Below are 15,319 nucleotides of genomic sequence, written 5' to 3' on the forward strand. Positions count from 1 at the left end.
CGCCCACCCCCAGGTCTCCCCGGCCCGCATCCGGGTGTTTGACACCACCCTGCGCGATGGCGAGCAGTCGCCCGGCTGCAGCATGACCCCGCCGCAGAAGCTGGTGATGGCGCGCGCCCTCGCCGAGCTGGGCTGCGACATTATCGAGACCGGCTTCCCGGCCAGCTCGCAGTCCGACCGCGAGGCCATGGCCATGATCGGCCGCGAGCTGCGCGAACCGGTGCTGGCGGTGCTCTCGCGCTGCCTGCGCGCCGACGTCGACACCTCGCTGCGCGCACTGGAGGCAGCCGCGCGTCCGCGCCTGCACGTGTTCGTCTCCACCAGTCCGCTGCATCGCGAACACAAGCTGCGGATGAGCCGGCAGCAGGTGCTGGACATGGCGGTGGACAGCATCCGCCACGCCAGGCAGTACATCGACGACATCGAGTTCTCGACCGAGGACGGCACCCGCACCGAGGAGGACTTCCTGCACGAGGTGGTCGCCGCGGCGATCGCCGCCGGTGCCACCACGATCAACGTGCCCGATACCGTCGGTTTCACCACGCCCGAGGAGATCCGCGGGCTGTTCCAGCGCCTGATCGCCAACGTGCCGGGTGCCGGCGACGTGGTTTTCAGCGCGCACTGCCACAACGATCTGGGCCTGGCCGTGGCCAACACGCTCGCGGCGATCGAGGGCGGCGCGCGCCAGGTCGAGTGCACCATCAACGGCATCGGCGAGCGCGCCGGCAACTGCGCGCTGGAGGAGATCGTGATGGCGCTGAAGGTGCGCGGCGCGTTCTTCAACGCCGACACCGGGATCGACACCCGCCGGCTGGTGCCGACCTCGCAGCTGCTGCAGCGGCTGGTCGGCATGCACGTGCAGCGCAACAAGGCGGTGGTCGGCGCCAATGCGTTCGCGCACGAGTCGGGCATCCACCAGCACGGCATGCTGCGCCACCGCGGCACCTACGAGATCATGCGTCCGCAGGACGTGGGCTGGCCCGATACGCAGATGGTGCTGGGACGGCACAGCGGCCGCGCCGCGGTCGAGCAGCGCCTGCGCGCGCTGGGCTACTACCTGGAAGAGGGCGAACTGGACCTGGTGTTCGCCGACTTCAAGGCGCTGTGCGAACAGCAGCGCGTGGTCACCGACGCCGACCTGCAGGCACTGATGCAGGACACCGGCGACGCCGAGGGCTACCGGCTGGCCTCGATGACGGTCAGCGACCGCGGCCAGCGCGCGATCGCCACGGTCGAGCTGTCCGACCCGGAAGGCAATCGCGTGCTGGAGAGCGCCGAGGGCGACGGCCCGGTCGACGCGCTGTTCGCGGCGCTGTCGGCGGCCACCGGCGTGCGCCTGGCGCTGGAGAGCTACCGCGTGCACAGCGTCGGCCTGGGTGCCGACGCGCGTGGCGAGGCCAGCCTGAGCGTGCGCCACGGCGAGGCCGAGTACGAGGGCACCGGCACCAGCCGCGACATCATCGAGGCCAGTGCGCTGGCCTGGCTGGACGTGGCCAACCGGCTGTTGCGCCAACGGCGCGTGGTGGCCGGCAGCGAACAGCTCGCCACCGCCTGAGCGGCGGCACGCTTCTTGCACCGGACCGGCGGTCCCTGCCGCCGGCGACGGTCGCCCGCAGCGCGTGCCGCGCCCACACCCGGCCAGGGGATGGCCGACACTTCCCAATCCACCGCTTCTCCGGACGTCGCCCCGACATCCGCCGCCAGGAACGTTCCCGATGCCGATCGCCGACACCAACCAGGCCGCCGCGCTGACCTTCGACGCGGCAGTGAACCGCGCGCTCGCGCGACGCCTGTCCGATACGCCCTATCCGCACAACGGCGCGCACGCGGCCTCCCCCGCGCCTTTGCGTGGCGACGGCGACGCTGACGCCGCCGCCGCACCGGCCACCCCGCCGGCCGAGTAACCGGCGCTCCGCCGCGCGTCCGCGCCGGCCGCCTTCCCTACCCACGCATCCACGAGGCCCCATGCACGCCAACATCGTCGTCCTGCCCGGTGACGGCATCGGTCCGGAAATCATCGCGGCCACCCTGCCCGTGCTCGAAGCCGTCGCCGCGCGCCACGGCCACACCTTCGAGTTCGAAGAGCACGACATCGGCGGCATCGCGATCGACCGCCACGGCGTGCCGCTGCCGGATACGACGCTCGAAGCCGCGCGCAAGGCAGACGCCATCCTGCTGGGCGCGGTCGGCGGCCCGAAATGGTCCGATCCCAATGCCAAGGTGCGCCCGGAACAGGGCCTGCTGGCGATCCGCAAGGGCCTGGGCCTGTTCGCCAACCTGCGCCCGACCAAGCCACATCCGGCCGCGCTGGGCGCCTCGCCGATCAAGCCGCACCTGCTCGAAGGCGTGGACATCCTGGTCGTGCGCGAACTCACCGGCGGCATCTACTTCGGCGACAAGACCCGCAGCGCCACCGACGCCACCGACCTGTGCCGCTACACCGTGGCCGAGATCGAGCGCGTGGTGCGCAGCGCCGGCCGGCTCGCCCGCCAGCGGCGCGGCCACCTCACCTCGGTGGACAAGGCCAACGTGCTGGAGACCTCGCGGCTGTGGCGCGACGTGACCAGCCGGGTGATGCGCGAGGAGTTTCCCGACGTGGCGGTCGAGCACCAGCTGGTCGACTCGATGGCCATGCACCTGCTGTCCAAGCCGCGCGCCTACGACGTGATCGTGACCGAGAACATGTTCGGCGACATCCTCACCGATGAGGCCTCGATGCTGGCCGGCTCGCTGGGCCTGCTGGCCTCGGCGTCGCTGGGCGACGGCAAGGTCGGCATCTACGAGCCGATCCACGGCTCGGCGCCGGACATCGCCGGCAAGGGCATCGCCAATCCCTACGCGACCATCCTCAGCGCCGCGTTGCTGCTGCGCCACTCGCTGGGGCTGGAGGCCGAAGCCGCATCGATCGAAGCGGCGGTATCGGCCGCGCTGGATGCCAAAGTATTTACCGCTGATCTGGCGCCCGCCGGGCAAGCAGTCAACACCACACAGGCCGCCCAGGCGGTGATCGAACGGCTGGCGTGAGCGGAAACATTTCCTCTGCGGGATTTCCTGGCACTACCGCGGAAGTCGGCACGCGAGGAGATCCGTGATTCAGGGAGGATCGTCATGACCGATTCCAGGAACAGGTTTCTGGAACGCATCCGCCGCCGCGACCCGCACCAGCCGGAGTTCCTGCAGGCGGTGGAGGAAGTGACCGCCAGCCTGTGGCCATTGCTTGAGCGACAGCCCCAGTACGCCGAACCGGGACTGATGGAGCGACTGGTCGAGCCGGAACGGGTGATCCAGTTCCGGGTGAGCTGGGTCGATGACCGCGGCCAGGTGCAGGTCAACCGCGCCTGGCGGGTGCAGCACAATTCGGCAATCGGTCCGTTCAAGGGCGGCATGCGCTTCCACCCGAGCGTGAACCTGTCGATCCTCAAGTTCCTGGCGTTCGAGCAGACCTTCAAGAACGCATTGACCACGCTGCCCATGGGCGGCGGCAAGGGCGGTGCGGACTTCGACCCCAAGGGCAAGAGCGAAGGCGAAGTCATGCGCTTCTGCCAGGCGCTGATGCTCGAGCTGTACCGACACCTGGGGCCGGACACCGACGTGCCGGCCGGCGACATCGGCGTGGGCGCGCGCGAGGTCGGCTACATGGCCGGCATGATGAAGAAGCTGTCCAACGATGCCGGCTGCGTGTTCACCGGCAAGGGGATCGCCTACGGCGGCAGCCTGATGCGGCCGGAGGCCACCGGTTACGGCACCGTCTATTTCGTCGAACAGATGCTGCACCATGCTGGCCGACCGACCCATGGCGCGCGCGTACTGGTGTCCGGCTCGGGCAACGTCGCCCAATATGCCGCCATCAAGGCCAATGACCTGGGCGGCAAGGTACTGACCTTCAGCGACTCGGACGGAACCTTGTACGCGCGCGACGGCTTCGATGCCGAAGCGATCGCGCAGATTGCACAATTGAAGAACGTCCGCCGCGGTCGACTGGCCGAACTGGGCGAGGATGCGCGCTTCGAATATCTTCCCGGTCGGAGTCCCTGGCACATCCCCGCCCAGATCGCGCTGCCCTGCGCCACCCAGAACGAACTCGATGCCCAGGACGCGCGCACGCTGGTCGACAACGGCGTGATCTGCGTGGCCGAGGGCGCGAACATGCCGTCGACGCTCGAAGCGGTGGAGGTGTTCCTGGCCTCCGGAACGCTATACGCACCGGGCAAGGCGTCCAACGCAGGCGGCGTGGCCACCTCGGGCCTGGAAATGTCCCAGAACGCCCTGCGCCTGTCATGGCACCACGCCGAGATCGACGAGCGCCTTCACGCGATCATGAAGGACATCCACAGCCACTGCGTGCGCCATGGCCGGCGCCGCGACGGCAGCATCAACTACGTCGACGGCGCCAACATCGCCGGCTTCGTCAAGGTCGCGGACGCGATGCTGGCGCAGGGCGTGTACTGATCATCCGCCTGGCTGTGGGGACATGCGAAGACGCCGCCCGCGGGCGGCGTCTTCGTTTCCAGGCCTCAGCGACCGGACTGGAACAACCAGGGCTGCGCGGCGCGGTGCCGGGTCTCGAACGCGGCGATCGAATCGCGTTCCTGCAGGGTCAGGCCGATGTCGTCCAGGCCGTGCAACAGGCAGTGCTTGCGGAAGGCGTCGATCTCGAAGGAGTACTGCACGCCATCGGGCCGGGTCACGGTCTGCGAGGCCAGGTCGACGGTCAGTTCGTAACCCTCGGTCGCCTCGCATTGGGCGAACAGCGCATCGACTTCCTCGTCCTTCAGCACGATCGGCAGCAGGCCGTTCTTGAAGCTGTTGTTGAAGAAGATGTCGGCGAAGCTCGGCGCGATGATCGCGCGGAAGCCGTATTCGTCCAGCGCCCACGGCGCATGCTCGCGCGAGGAACCGCAGCCGAAGTTCTCGCGCGCCAGCAGCACGCTGGCACCACGGTAGCGCGGGAAATTCAGCACGAAGTCGCGGTTGATCGGCCGGTTCGAACTGTCCTGGCCGGGCTGGCCGACGTCGAGGTAGCGCCACTCGTCGAACAGGTTCGGGCCGAAACCCGAACGCTTGATCGACTTCAGGAACTGCTTGGGGATGATCTGGTCGGTGTCGACGTTGGCGCGGTCCAGCGGCGCGACCAGGCCGGCATGGGTGGTGAAGGCTTTCATCTCGACGGTCTCCTCAAGTGCCCATCAGCTCGCGCACGTCCACGAAGCGGCCGGCCACCGCGGCGGCCGCGGCCATCGCCGGGCTGACCAGGTGGGTGCGCCCGCCGGCGCCCTGGCGGCCTTCGAAGTTGCGGTTGGAAGTCGAGGCGCAATGCTCGCCATTGCCCAGCTTGTCCGGGTTCATCGCCAGGCACATCGAACAGCCCGGCTCGCGCCACTCGAAGCCCGCATCGAGGAACACCTTGTCCAGGCCCTCGGCCTCGGCCTGGGCCTTGACCAGCCCCGAACCGGGCACGACCAGCGCCTGCTTCACGCTCGCGGCGACCTTGCGTCCCCTGGCCACCGCCGCCGCGGCGCGCAGGTCCTCGATCCGCGAGTTGGTGCAGGAACCAATGAACACCCGGTCCAGCCGGATCGTGGTGATCGGCTGGTTGGGCTGCAGGCCCATGTACTTGAGCGCGCGCATGATCGAGTCCTTCCTGACCGGATCGGTTTCGCGCTCGGGATCGGGCACGTTCTGGTCCACCGCCAGCACCATCTCCGGCGAGGTGCCCCAGCTGACCTGCGGGCGGATGTCCTCGGCGCGGAGTTCGACCACGGTGTCGAAATGCGCGTCGGGATCGGACACCAGCGTGCGCCACAGCGCGACCGCGCTGTCCCAATCGGCGCCCATGGGCGCGAACGGGCGGCCCTTCACGTAGTCGATGGTCTTGTCGTCGACGGCGACCATGCCGACCCGTGCGCCGGCCTCGATGGCCATGTTGCAGATCGTCATCCGGCCCTCGACCGACAGGTCGCGGATCGCGCTGCCGGCGAACTCCAGCGCATGGCCGTTGCCGCCGGCGGTCCCGATCCTGCCGATCACCGCCAGGACGATGTCCTTGGCGGTGATGCCCGGGCCCAGCGTGCCTTCGACCCGGACCTGCATGTTCTTCATCTTCTTGGCGACCAGGCACTGGGTGGCCAGCACGTGCTCGACCTCGGAGGTGCCGATGCCGTGCGCCAGCGCGCCGAACGCGCCGTGCGTGGAGGTGTGCGAATCGCCGCAGACCACGGTCATGCCCGGCAGGGTCGCGCCCTGTTCCGGGCCGACCACGTGGACGATGCCCTGGCGCACGTCGTCCATCTTGAACTCGAGGATGCCGAAGTCGTCGCAGTTCTCGTCCAGGGTCTGCACCTGCAGGCGCGAGACCTCGTCGACGATCGCCTGCAGGCCGCCGGCGCGCTCGGTGCGCGTGGTCGGCACGTTGTGGTCGGGCGTGGCGATGTTGGCGTCGACCCGCCACGGCCTGCGCCCGGCCAGGCGCAGGCCCTCGAACGCCTGCGGCGAAGTCACCTCGTGGAGGATGTGGCGGTCGATGTAGATCAGCGAGGAACCGTCGTCGCGACGGGTCACCTCGTGCATCTCCCACAGCTTGTCGTACAGGGTCTTGCCGGCCATGCGCTGCCTCGGATCGTCTGGCGGTGGCAGGCGGCCACGAGGGCGCCGGGCCACCGGCTGGAAGGCCATCCTGCCCCCTTGCCATCGATAACTCAAATGGATATTTTTCATCCATTGGATTCCAACAGGGAATCGGTTGATCGGGAGCCGGGATGGACTGGGCCAGCCTTTCCGCGTTCGTCGCCGTGGCCGACCATGGCGGGTTCTCGGCCGCCGCCGGCCAGCTGCACCTGACCCAGCCGGCGATCAGCAAGCGCATCGCCTTGCTGGAGGCGTCGCTGCAGGCACGCCTGTTCGACCGGCTCGGCCGCCAGGTGGTCCTCACCGAGGCCGGGCGTCTGCTGTTGCCGCGCGCCCGGCAGATGCTGGCCGAAGCCGAGGCGGCGCGCCGCGCGCTGCAGGACCTGGGCCAGGACATCGGCGGACGGCTGAGCGTGGCCACCAGCCACCACATCGGCCTGCACCGGCTGCCGGCACCGCTGCGACGCTTCACCGCGCTGCACCCGCGCGCGGCGCTGGACATCCGTTTCATGGATTCGGAGCAGGCCTACGCGCAGGTGCTGCACGGCGAGGTCGAGCTGGCGGTGACCACGCTCGGACCCACCGAAGCACCGCTGCACGCGACCATGGTCTGGGACGACCCCCTGCACTTCGCCGTGGCGCCCGATCATCCGCTGGCGCGATTGCCGAAGGCGACCCTGGCCGACATCGCCGCGCACCCGGCAGTGTTGCCGGACCCGGGCACGTTCACCCATCGCATCGTCGCCGACGTCTTCGCCCGCCGTGGCCTGTCGTTGCAACTGCGGATGACCACCAACTACATGGAGACGATCAAGATGATGGTCTCCGTGGGCCTGGCCTGGAGCGCGCTGCCGCAGACGATGGTCGACGCGCAGGTGCAGGTGCTGCCGGTGGCCGGGGTGCAACTGTCGCGCCGGCTCGGCTACGTCGTCCACGGCGGCCGCACGCTGTCGCGTGCGGCGCAGGCGTTCATCGGGCTGCTGCAGGTGGAGGCTTCGTCGTCCTGATTTTCGGGATGTCCGGGCAAAAGGGCGGCGAGGTTGGCTGGGGGTCTGCCGTGATGCCTCCTGACCTCCATGTCCCCCGGTGCCGACCGCCGGTCGGCACCTCCTCCTTTACTTCCGGTCAGGAGGCATCACGGCAGACCTTCCCAACGTGGCTTGCGCCCTGCTCGCAAAGCGCCGACAACGGATGCGGCAATCGTGGTCAGTCGCTGGGAAACCGCCAGCCGCCTCCAAGCACTCCGGTGCGATGCCTGTCGACGGGAGGTAAAGGAGGAGGCAGCGGCCGCAGGCCGATGCCGGGGGACACGAGCGGCGGCAGGCATCGCATCGGAGTGCCGCCGCCACCTCCCCGGGCTTCGCTTTCGCTGGCCTTTCGGCTCCAGTCAGCCCGCCGCTTCCTCCGGCTTCACCCGGAACCATGCCGCGTACAGCGCCGGCAGGAACAGCAACGTCAGCGCGGTGGCCACGATCAGGCCGCCCATGATCGCCACTGCCATCGAACCGTAGAACGCACTGCGCGACAGCGGGATCATCGCCAGCACCGCGGTGAGCGCGGTCAGCACGATCGGCCGGAACCGGCGCACGGTCGCGTCGACGATGGCGTGCCAGCGGTCGTGGCCGGCGGCGATGTCCTGCTCGATCTGGTCGACCAGGATCACCGAGTTGCGCATCACCATGCCGGCCAGCGCGATCGTGCCGAGCATGGCCACGAAGCCGAACGGCATGCGGAAGATCAGCAGGAACCAGGTCGCGCCGATCAGCCCCAGCGGCGCGGTGACCAGCACCATCACCGTGCGCGAGAAGCTGCGCAGCTGCAGCATCAGCAGCGTGGTGACCACGATCAGGAACAGCGGCATGCCGGCGGCGATCGAGTTCTGGCCGCGCGCCGAGTCCTCGACCGAGCCGCCGACCTGCAGCAGGTAGCCCTGCGGCAACCCGGCGCGGATCCCGTCCAGGGTCGGGTCGATCTGCGCGGTCACCGCCGCCGGCAGCAGCTCGTCGCTGAGGTCGGCGCGCACGGTGATGGTAGGCAGGCGGTCGCGGTGCCAGATGATGCCGTCCTCGAACACCTGGTGCAGGCGTGCCACCTGCGACAGCGGCACGCTGCCGCCATCGCCGGTCGGCACCGCCAGGCTGCCGAGCAGCTCGAGCTGGTCGCGGTCGCCGGCACCGCCGCGCAGCATGATCCCGACCAGCTCGTTGCCCTCGCGGTAGGTGCTGGCGGTGTAGCCGGACAGCTGCGCGCTCAGGAACTGCGCCAGTTGCGCGCTGCTGATGCCCAGCGCGCGGGCGCGGTCCTGGTCGACCTCCATCCGCACCACCTTGCTCGGCTCGTCCCAGTCGAGGTTGACGTTGGTGGTATGCGGGTTGGCGCGCACCTTCTCCGCCACCTGGCGCGCGATCGCGCGGACCTGTTCGACGTGTTCGCCCGACACGCGGAACTGCACCGGGTAGCCGACCGGCGGGCCGTTCTCCAGCCGGGTCACGCGCATCTGCAGTTCGGGGAACTGCGGCACCACGTCCTTGAGCAGCCAGTTGCGCAGTTCCTCGCGGGCACGGGTGTCCTCGGCGAGCACCACGAACTGGGCGAAGTTGGTCGCCGGCAGCTGCTGGTCCAGCGGCAGGTAGAAGCGCGGCGAACCCGTGCCCACGTAGGCCACGTAGTTGCGGATGTCGGCGCGCTCCTCCAGCAGCGTCTCCAGCTTCTTCGCCTGCGCCTCGGTGGCGCGCAACGACACGCCCTCGGCCAGTTCCAGGTCGACCATCAGTTCAGGACGGGTCGAATCGGGGAAGAACTGCTGCGGCACGAAACGGAACAGCACCAGCGACAGCACGAACAGGCCGATCGTCGCGCCGATCACGAGCCAGCGCCGGCGCAGGCAGGCATCGAGCAGGCGCCGGAAGCGCTGGTAGAACGGGCGCTGGTAGGGGTCGTGGTGGTGCGCGTCCAGCGGCGCCGGCGCCAGGGCGAAGGCGAACTGCGGCCAGCGGTCGGCCAGCCGTTCGCGGAACGCACGGCGGCGCGCGGCCAGGCTGCCGGGTTTCGGCGGCTGCGGATGGGCCAGGTCCGGCAGCATCCTGTCGCCCAGCCACGGGATGAACAGCACCGCGGCGATCCACGACACCAGCAGGGCGATCGTCACCACCTGGAACAGCGAACGGGTGTATTCGCCGGTGCTCGAGGCGGCCGTGGCGATCGGCAGGAAGCCGGCGGCGGTGATCAGCGTGCCGGTCAGCATCGGGAAGGCGGTCGACTCCCAGGCGAAGCTGGCCGCGCGCAGGCGGTCGAAGCCCTGCTCCATCTTGATGGCCATCATCTCCACGGCGATGATCGCGTCGTCCACCAGCAGGCCGAGCGCCAGCACCAGGGCACCGAGCGAGATCTTGTGCAGGCCGATGCCGAAGTAGTGCATCACCGCGAAGGTCATCGCCAGCACCAGCGGGATCGACACGGCCACCACCAGGCCGGTGCGGAAACCGAGCGAGAAGAAGCTGACCAGCAGCACGATGGTCACCGCCTCGGCCAGCACGCGCACGAACTCGCCGACCGAATCGCGCACCGCCTCGGGCTGGTCGGAGACCTTGCGCAGCTCCATGCCGGCGGGCAGGGTTTCCTGCAGATCGGCGAAACGCGCCTCCAGCTCATCGCCCAGGCGCAGGATGTGGCCGCCGTCCTTCATCGCCACCGAGATGCCGATCGCATCCTGGCCCATGAAGCGCATCCGCGGCGCGGCCGGATCGGAGAAGCCGCGGTGCACCCGCGCCACGTCCTCCAGGCGGATGGTGCGGCCGCCGGCGCGGATCGGGAACGCCCGGATTTCCTCGACGCTGCGGAACGGGCCGTCCACGCGCAGCTGCACCCGTTCGCCGGCGGTCTCGAAGAAGCCGGCCGGCACGACCGCGTTCTGGCCTTCGAGCGCCTGCTGCACCACCTGCAGCGGGATGCCCAGGGTGGCCAGCTTGGTGTTGTCGATCTCGATCCAGACCTTCTCGTCCTGCAGGCCGACCAGCTCGACCTTGCCCACGTCGGCCACCCGCTGCAGGTCCAGCTGGATGCGGTCGGCGTAGTCCTTGAGGATCGCGTAGTCGAAACCCGGCCCCGTCAGCGCGTAGATGTTGCCGAAGGTGTCGCCGAACTCGTCGTTGAAGAACGGACCGACCACGCCCTCGGGCAGGGTCGGACGGATGTCCCCGACCTTCTTGCGCACCTGGTACCACAGGTCGGGCACGTCCTTGGAAGGCATCGAGTCGCGCGCCATGAAGATCACCTGCGACTCGCCGGGCCGCGAGTACGAGCGAACGAACTCGTACTTGCCGGTGTTCATCACCGCTTTCTCGACCCGCTCGGTGACCTGCTTCGACACCTCCTCGGCGGTGGCGCCCGGCCACAACGTGCGCACCACCATCGCCTTGAAGGTGAACGGGGGATCCTCGCTCTGCCCCAGCCGCAGGTACGACCAGCTGCCGATGATCGCCAGCGCGACCATGAAGTACAGCACCAGGCCGCGGTTGTGCAGCGCCCACTCGGAAACGTTGAAGCGGCGCATGGCTCAGTCCGCCTTCGGCTGCGCAGCGGCGGCCCCGGCGACCGGACGGTTGTCGCGGTCCACCGGTGCCACCGCCTCGCCCTCGCGCAGCAGGTGGCCGCCGGCGGCCACCACCCAGTCGCCGGCCTGCAACCCGCCGCTGACCGGCACGCTGTCGCTGCCGAACGTGCCGGCGGTCACCGGGATGCGCAACGCCTTGCCCTGGCGCACCACCCATACCGCCGCCGCATCGCCTTCCCCGCGCTGCAGCGCCGACAGCGGCACGTGCAGGCTGCCGTCGCCGCCGGCCTGCGCCAGGTAGACGCGCGCGCTCTGGCCGAGTTCCACCTGGTCCCGGGCGCCCGCATCCAGCGCGACGCGCGCGGCGAAGCTGCGGGTCTGGGCGTCGGCGGCCGGGGCGATCTCGCGGATCGTGCCTGGCAGGCGCCGGCCCGGTGCGCTCCACAGCTCCACCTGCGCCGCATCGCCGACCTTGAACTGGCGGATGCGATCCTCGGGCAGGTCGATCGCGACCTCGCGGCCACCGTCGGCCGCCATCACGAAGATCGTCTGCCCGGCGGCGACGACCTGGCCGGCCTCGGCCTGGCGCGATGCGATCACCCCGGCGTCCGGGGCGCGCAGTTCGGCGTAGCCGGCCTGGTTGCGGGTCACTTCCCATTGCGCGCGCGCGGCGCGGGCCTGGCCGACGGCGGCCTCGTAGGCGGCCTTCTGCGCGTCGTAGGTGGAGCGGCTGACCAGTTGCTGGTCGACCAGCCGTGCGTAGCGGTCCAGGTCACCCTTGGCACGCACGAGCCCGGCTTCGGCCGCCGCCAGCTGCGCCTGCGCGGCTTGCGCCTGCAGCGCCTGGTCGGCCGGGTCCAGTTCGGCCAGCACCTGGCCGCGTTCGACCCGCGCGCCGGCGTCCACCGCCCGCCGCACCAGCTTGCCGCCGACACGGAACGACAGCGGGCTTTCCTCGCGCGCACGCACCTCGCCGGGAAAGGCCAGGGCCGCGCCGCCGCCGGGCTGGGGCTGGACCACCCATACGGGACGTCGCGCATCGACCGGCGCATGGTCGCTGCCGCAGGCGGACATCAGTGCCACCATCACCGCGAGGGCCGTGCCGCGCAGGGCCTGGAATCCGTTCTTCATCACCGCCGCCATCCTGCTGTTCAATATTGAACCAACGGGTATGGTATAAATAGAAAACCGAGTAGTCTAGTATTCCCGCATGACCCCGAAGCACGCCACCACGCCCCCTCCTGCCAGGTCCCCCGGCCCCGGCCGCCCCAAGGACCTGGGCAAGCGCGCGTCGATCCTCGCCGCCGCCAAGCGTCTGTTCCTTGAACAGGACTACCAGGGCGTGAGCATGGACCAGATCGCCGCCGCCGCCGGCGTTTCCAAACTGACCGTCTACAGCCACTTCGGCGACAAGGAGTCGCTGTTCTCCGCGGCCATTACCGACAAGTGCCAGGAAGTGCTGCCGGACGACCTGTTCGTGCGCCCGCCGGAAGGCCCGCTGGACGAGCAGCTGCGCGCCATCGGCCATGCCTTCTTCCGGCTGATCACCAGCGAGGAGGCGATCAGCATGCACCGCATGATGAACACCCCCGGCACCACGGAGAACACGCTGCGCGAGCTGTTCTGGAATGCCGGTCCGCGCCGCGTGCAGGAGGTGTTCGCGCAGTTCCTGCAGGCGCGGATCGACCAGGGCCAGCTGCGGATCGACGACACCGCGCTGGCTTCGTCGCAGTTCTTCAGCCTGCTCAAGGGCGAGCTGCACCCGATGATGGCCTGCGGCCTGTGCACGCAGCCGACCCCGGCGGAGGTCGCGCGGCACATCGATGCCACGGTCGAGTTCTTCCTGCGCGCCTATGCGGCCTGAGCCGGCCACGCAGGCCTCGGGGACGGAGGTCGCGGTGACTTCCGGCACTGCGAGGCGCCCGGCGCCCACGGCGATCCTTGCCGGCAAGCCGCGGCCGGGCCCGGTAGAATGCCCGGCCTCCCGCGTTGGATGACCCCCACATGACGATCGATTACGCCCGCGCCCGCGAACTGATGGTGGAGCAGCAGGTCCGCCCCTGGGACGTGCTGGACATGGCCGTGCTCGACGTGATCGGGCGCCTGCCGCGCGAAGCCTTCGTGGCCGAACAACACCAGGCGTTGGCCTATGCCGACATCGAGCTGCCGCTGGGCCATGGCGAGAAGATGATGAAGCCGGTGGTCGAGGGCCGCGCGCTGCAGGCACTGCAGCTGCGCCCCGGCGACAGCGTCCTGGAAGTGGGCACCGGCAGCGGCTACCTGAGCGCCTGCCTGGGCATGCTGGCCCGCGAGGTCGTCAGCCTGGAGCTGGTGCCGGAGCTGGCCGCCGCCGCGCGCGCGCGCCTGGACGCCACCGGCCTGGGAAACAATGTCCGCATCGAGGTCGCCGACGCGCTGCGTTACGACGGCAGCCGCCAGTTCGATGCGGTCTGCGTGACCGGCGCGGTGGCCGAAGTGCCGGAGCGCTTCCTGCAGTGGCTGCGTCCCGGCGGGCGCCTGTTCGTGGTCCGCGGCCATGCCCCGTCGATGGAAGCCGTGCGCCTGGTCAAGGGCGAGGCGGTCAACGCCGTGGCCGCCGAATCGTTGTTCGAGACCGAGCTGGGCTACCTGCACGGCGCCGGCCCGGTCCCCAAGTTCCTGTTCTGAGGTCGCGCCAGGCGGCGTGGCCAGCACCGACATTCCCCCTCGACGGCCGGCAACCCAGCGCTGGCCGCACACCTAGAAAGGAAGCCGCTGATGATCCGCCGTTCCCTCGCCCTGGCACTGGCCGCCGCCCTCGCCTCCGGCTCCGCGCAGGCCACCGACCTGCTCGAGACCTACGAGATGGCACGCAATGGCGACCCGCAGCTGGCGATCGCCGAATCCTCCACCCTGTACGACAAGGAAGGCGAGGTCCAGGCGCGCGCCGCCCTGCTGCCGCAGGTTACCGGTGACGCGTCGCTGCGCAGGTCCCGCACCGAGTACGAAGGCACCAGCGGGACCTTCACCACCACCTCGCGCAGCTACGGCGTCAACGCGACCCAGACCCTGTTCAACTGGGGCCAGTTCTCCAGCCTGCGCGCGCAGCGCTCCCTGAGCCAGGCCGCCGACTTCACCCTGGAAGCGGCCAACGACGACCTGGTCGTGCGCACCGCCGCGGCGTATTTCGACGTGCTGGTGGCGATCGAGTCGCTGGCCGCCGCCGAGGCCAACGAGGCCGCGGGCAAGCGCCAGTTCGACTACGCCGACAAGCGCCTGGAGGTCGGCCTGGCGCCGATCACCGACGTGCACGAAGCGCGCGCCCAGTACGATGACGCCCGCGCCAACACCATCCTCGTGCGCAACGCACTGGCCGACGCCTACCAGGCGCTGGCCGAGCTCACCGGCCAGCCGGTCCAGAACCTGCGCGGCCTGCCGGCCGACTTCCGCCCCGAGTTGCCGGCCGTGCATGCCGACGCCGACGGCTGGGTCACCCGCGCGGTCGAGAACAATCCGGCCCTGCGCGCCTCGCAGCTGCAGACCGACGCGGCCGAGACCAGCGTGCAGATCGCGCGCGCCGGCCATTACCCGACCCTGTCGCTGGGCGGCGGCTGGGGCAAGGACGCGGCGTGGGGCGACAGCATCGGCGGCGGTGGCGGCGCCACCGGCGACAGCACCGGCACCAGCATCGGCCTGACCCTGAGCGTGCCGATCTTCAGCGGCGGCGCGACCCAGTCGCGCGTGCGCCAGGCGCTGGCCCAGCGCGACCAGGCCCAGGACGGCTACGAGCAGCAGCGCCGCGCGCTGGACCGCAATACCCGCAACCTGTACCAGGCACTGGTCGCCGGCGTCAGCGAAGTGGAGGCGCGCCGCCTGGCGGTCGTGTCGGCGCAGAGCGCGTTCGACGCTTCGCAGGTGGGCCTCGAGGTGGGCACCCGCACGGTGCTGGACGTGGTCCAGAACCAGCGCACGCTGTTCCAGGCGCAGGTCGAGTACGCGCGCTCGCGCTACAACTTCCTGCTCAACCGCCTGCTGCTGACCCAGGCCACCGGCGACCTCGACATCGAGCAGCTGCGCAACATCAACGCGATGCTGACCGTCGACGCCGAGGCCCAGCTGGCCAACCCGCCGTCGCAGCAGTAAGCGCGGACGACAGCCGTCCGT

The 15,319-nt window shown here is 69.9% G+C and carries 12 protein-coding genes; 8 read left to right on the forward strand and 4 right to left on the reverse strand.

Annotated elements, in window-relative coordinates; genetic code table 11:
- Positions 1–28 precede the first annotated feature (28 nt).
- From CSC66_RS13090 to gdhA, 4 genes are all read left to right on the forward strand, one after another.
- Complete coding sequence (locus CSC66_RS13090) at positions 29–1,555, forward strand: 2-isopropylmalate synthase (RefSeq protein ID WP_238394399.1); 1,527 nt, start codon at positions 29–31, stop codon at positions 1,553–1,555.
- A gap of 160 nt (positions 1,556–1,715) precedes the next feature.
- Positions 1,716–1,904 carry a hypothetical protein gene (locus tag CSC66_RS13095; protein WP_162377850.1) on the forward strand — a complete coding sequence of 63 codons (189 nt, stop codon included), beginning with the start codon at positions 1,716–1,718 and terminating at the stop codon, positions 1,902–1,904.
- A gap of 61 nt (positions 1,905–1,965) precedes the next feature.
- Entirely contained in the window at positions 1,966–3,024 is a 1,059-nt protein-coding gene (gene leuB, locus CSC66_RS13100) for a 3-isopropylmalate dehydrogenase (RefSeq protein WP_162377851.1), read from the forward strand.
- Positions 3,025–3,108: 84 nt separating this feature from the next.
- Complete coding sequence (gdhA, locus tag CSC66_RS13105; RefSeq protein ID WP_162377852.1) at positions 3,109–4,449, forward strand: NADP-specific glutamate dehydrogenase; 1,341 nt, start codon at positions 3,109–3,111, stop codon at positions 4,447–4,449.
- A 65-nt stretch (positions 4,450–4,514) separates the two neighbouring features.
- Here gdhA and leuD read toward each other — a convergent pair whose 3' ends face one another.
- The gene (gene leuD, locus CSC66_RS13110) at positions 4,515–5,162 is read right to left on the reverse strand and encodes a 3-isopropylmalate dehydratase small subunit (RefSeq protein WP_162377853.1); all 648 of its coding nucleotides are present in this window, start codon (positions 5,160–5,162) and stop codon (positions 4,515–4,517) included.
- A 13-nt stretch (positions 5,163–5,175) separates the two neighbouring features.
- Positions 5,176–6,603 carry a 3-isopropylmalate dehydratase large subunit gene (gene leuC / locus CSC66_RS13115; protein WP_162377854.1) on the reverse strand — a complete coding sequence of 476 codons (1,428 nt, stop codon included), beginning with the start codon at positions 6,601–6,603 and terminating at the stop codon, positions 5,176–5,178.
- A gap of 152 nt (positions 6,604–6,755) precedes the next feature.
- Between leuC and CSC66_RS13120 the strand changes: the two genes are divergently transcribed.
- Positions 6,756–7,631 (forward strand): LysR family transcriptional regulator, encoded by an 876-nt coding sequence (locus CSC66_RS13120; protein WP_162377855.1) that lies wholly within the window; start codon positions 6,756–6,758, stop codon positions 7,629–7,631.
- Positions 7,632–8,011: 380 nt separating this feature from the next.
- Here the strand turns inward: CSC66_RS13120 and CSC66_RS13125 are convergent, their stop codons facing one another.
- Together CSC66_RS13125 and CSC66_RS13130 are read right to left on the reverse strand one after the other, a co-directional pair.
- Positions 8,012–11,176, reverse strand: coding sequence for an efflux RND transporter permease subunit (locus CSC66_RS13125; protein WP_162377856.1), 3,165 nt, complete (start codon positions 11,174–11,176; stop codon positions 8,012–8,014).
- A 3-nt stretch (positions 11,177–11,179) separates the two neighbouring features.
- Positions 11,180–12,307, reverse strand: coding sequence for an efflux RND transporter periplasmic adaptor subunit (locus tag CSC66_RS13130; protein WP_162377857.1), 1,128 nt, complete (start codon positions 12,305–12,307; stop codon positions 11,180–11,182).
- Between the two features lie 79 nt (positions 12,308–12,386).
- On the opposite strand from CSC66_RS13130, the gene CSC66_RS13135 reads away from it, so the two are divergent.
- The 3 genes from CSC66_RS13135 to CSC66_RS13145 all read left to right on the forward strand — a co-directional run bounded on the left by CSC66_RS13135 (position 12,387) and on the right by CSC66_RS13145 (position 15,298).
- Positions 12,387–13,040 carry a TetR/AcrR family transcriptional regulator gene (locus CSC66_RS13135; protein ID WP_162377858.1) on the forward strand — a complete coding sequence of 218 codons (654 nt, stop codon included), beginning with the start codon at positions 12,387–12,389 and terminating at the stop codon, positions 13,038–13,040.
- 140 nt (positions 13,041–13,180) lie between these two features.
- Positions 13,181–13,843 carry a protein-L-isoaspartate O-methyltransferase family protein gene (locus CSC66_RS13140; protein ID WP_162377859.1) on the forward strand — a complete coding sequence of 221 codons (663 nt, stop codon included), beginning with the start codon at positions 13,181–13,183 and terminating at the stop codon, positions 13,841–13,843.
- A 90-nt stretch (positions 13,844–13,933) separates the two neighbouring features.
- Entirely contained in the window at positions 13,934–15,298 is a 1,365-nt protein-coding gene (locus CSC66_RS13145; protein WP_162377860.1) for a TolC family outer membrane protein, read from the forward strand.
- Positions 15,299–15,319: the final 21 nt, after the last annotated feature.

It is taken from the genome of Pseudoxanthomonas kaohsiungensis (genome assembly GCF_010211765.1).
Classification (GTDB): Bacteria; Pseudomonadota; Gammaproteobacteria; order Xanthomonadales; family Xanthomonadaceae; genus Pseudoxanthomonas; species Pseudoxanthomonas kaohsiungensis.

What these genes read in the sequence shown, in the direction of transcription:
- CSC66_RS13095 (WP_162377850.1), top strand. Translation starts at nt 1,716, where the DNA reads ATGCCGATCGCCGACACCAACCAGGCCGCCGCGCTGACCTTCGACGCG.
- leuB (WP_162377851.1), top strand. Translation starts at nt 1,966, where the DNA reads ATGCACGCCAACATCGTCGTCCTGCCCGGTGACGGCATCGGTCCGGAA.
- gdhA (WP_162377852.1), top strand. Translation starts at nt 3,109, where the DNA reads ATGACCGATTCCAGGAACAGGTTTCTGGAACGCATCCGCCGCCGCGAC.
- leuD (WP_162377853.1), bottom strand. Translation starts at nt 5,162, where the DNA reads ATGAAAGCCTTCACCACCCATGCCGGCCTGGTCGCGCCGCTGGACCGC.
- leuC (WP_162377854.1), bottom strand. Translation starts at nt 6,603, where the DNA reads ATGGCCGGCAAGACCCTGTACGACAAGCTGTGGGAGATGCACGAGGTG.
- CSC66_RS13120 (WP_162377855.1), top strand. Translation starts at nt 6,756, where the DNA reads ATGGACTGGGCCAGCCTTTCCGCGTTCGTCGCCGTGGCCGACCATGGC.
- CSC66_RS13125 (WP_162377856.1), bottom strand. Translation starts at nt 11,176, where the DNA reads ATGCGCCGCTTCAACGTTTCCGAGTGGGCGCTGCACAACCGCGGCCTG.
- CSC66_RS13130 (WP_162377857.1), bottom strand. Translation starts at nt 12,307, where the DNA reads ATGAAGAACGGATTCCAGGCCCTGCGCGGCACGGCCCTCGCGGTGATG.
- CSC66_RS13135 (WP_162377858.1), top strand. Translation starts at nt 12,387, where the DNA reads ATGACCCCGAAGCACGCCACCACGCCCCCTCCTGCCAGGTCCCCCGGC.
- CSC66_RS13140 (WP_162377859.1), top strand. Translation starts at nt 13,181, where the DNA reads ATGACGATCGATTACGCCCGCGCCCGCGAACTGATGGTGGAGCAGCAG.
- CSC66_RS13145 (WP_162377860.1), top strand. Translation starts at nt 13,934, where the DNA reads ATGATCCGCCGTTCCCTCGCCCTGGCACTGGCCGCCGCCCTCGCCTCC.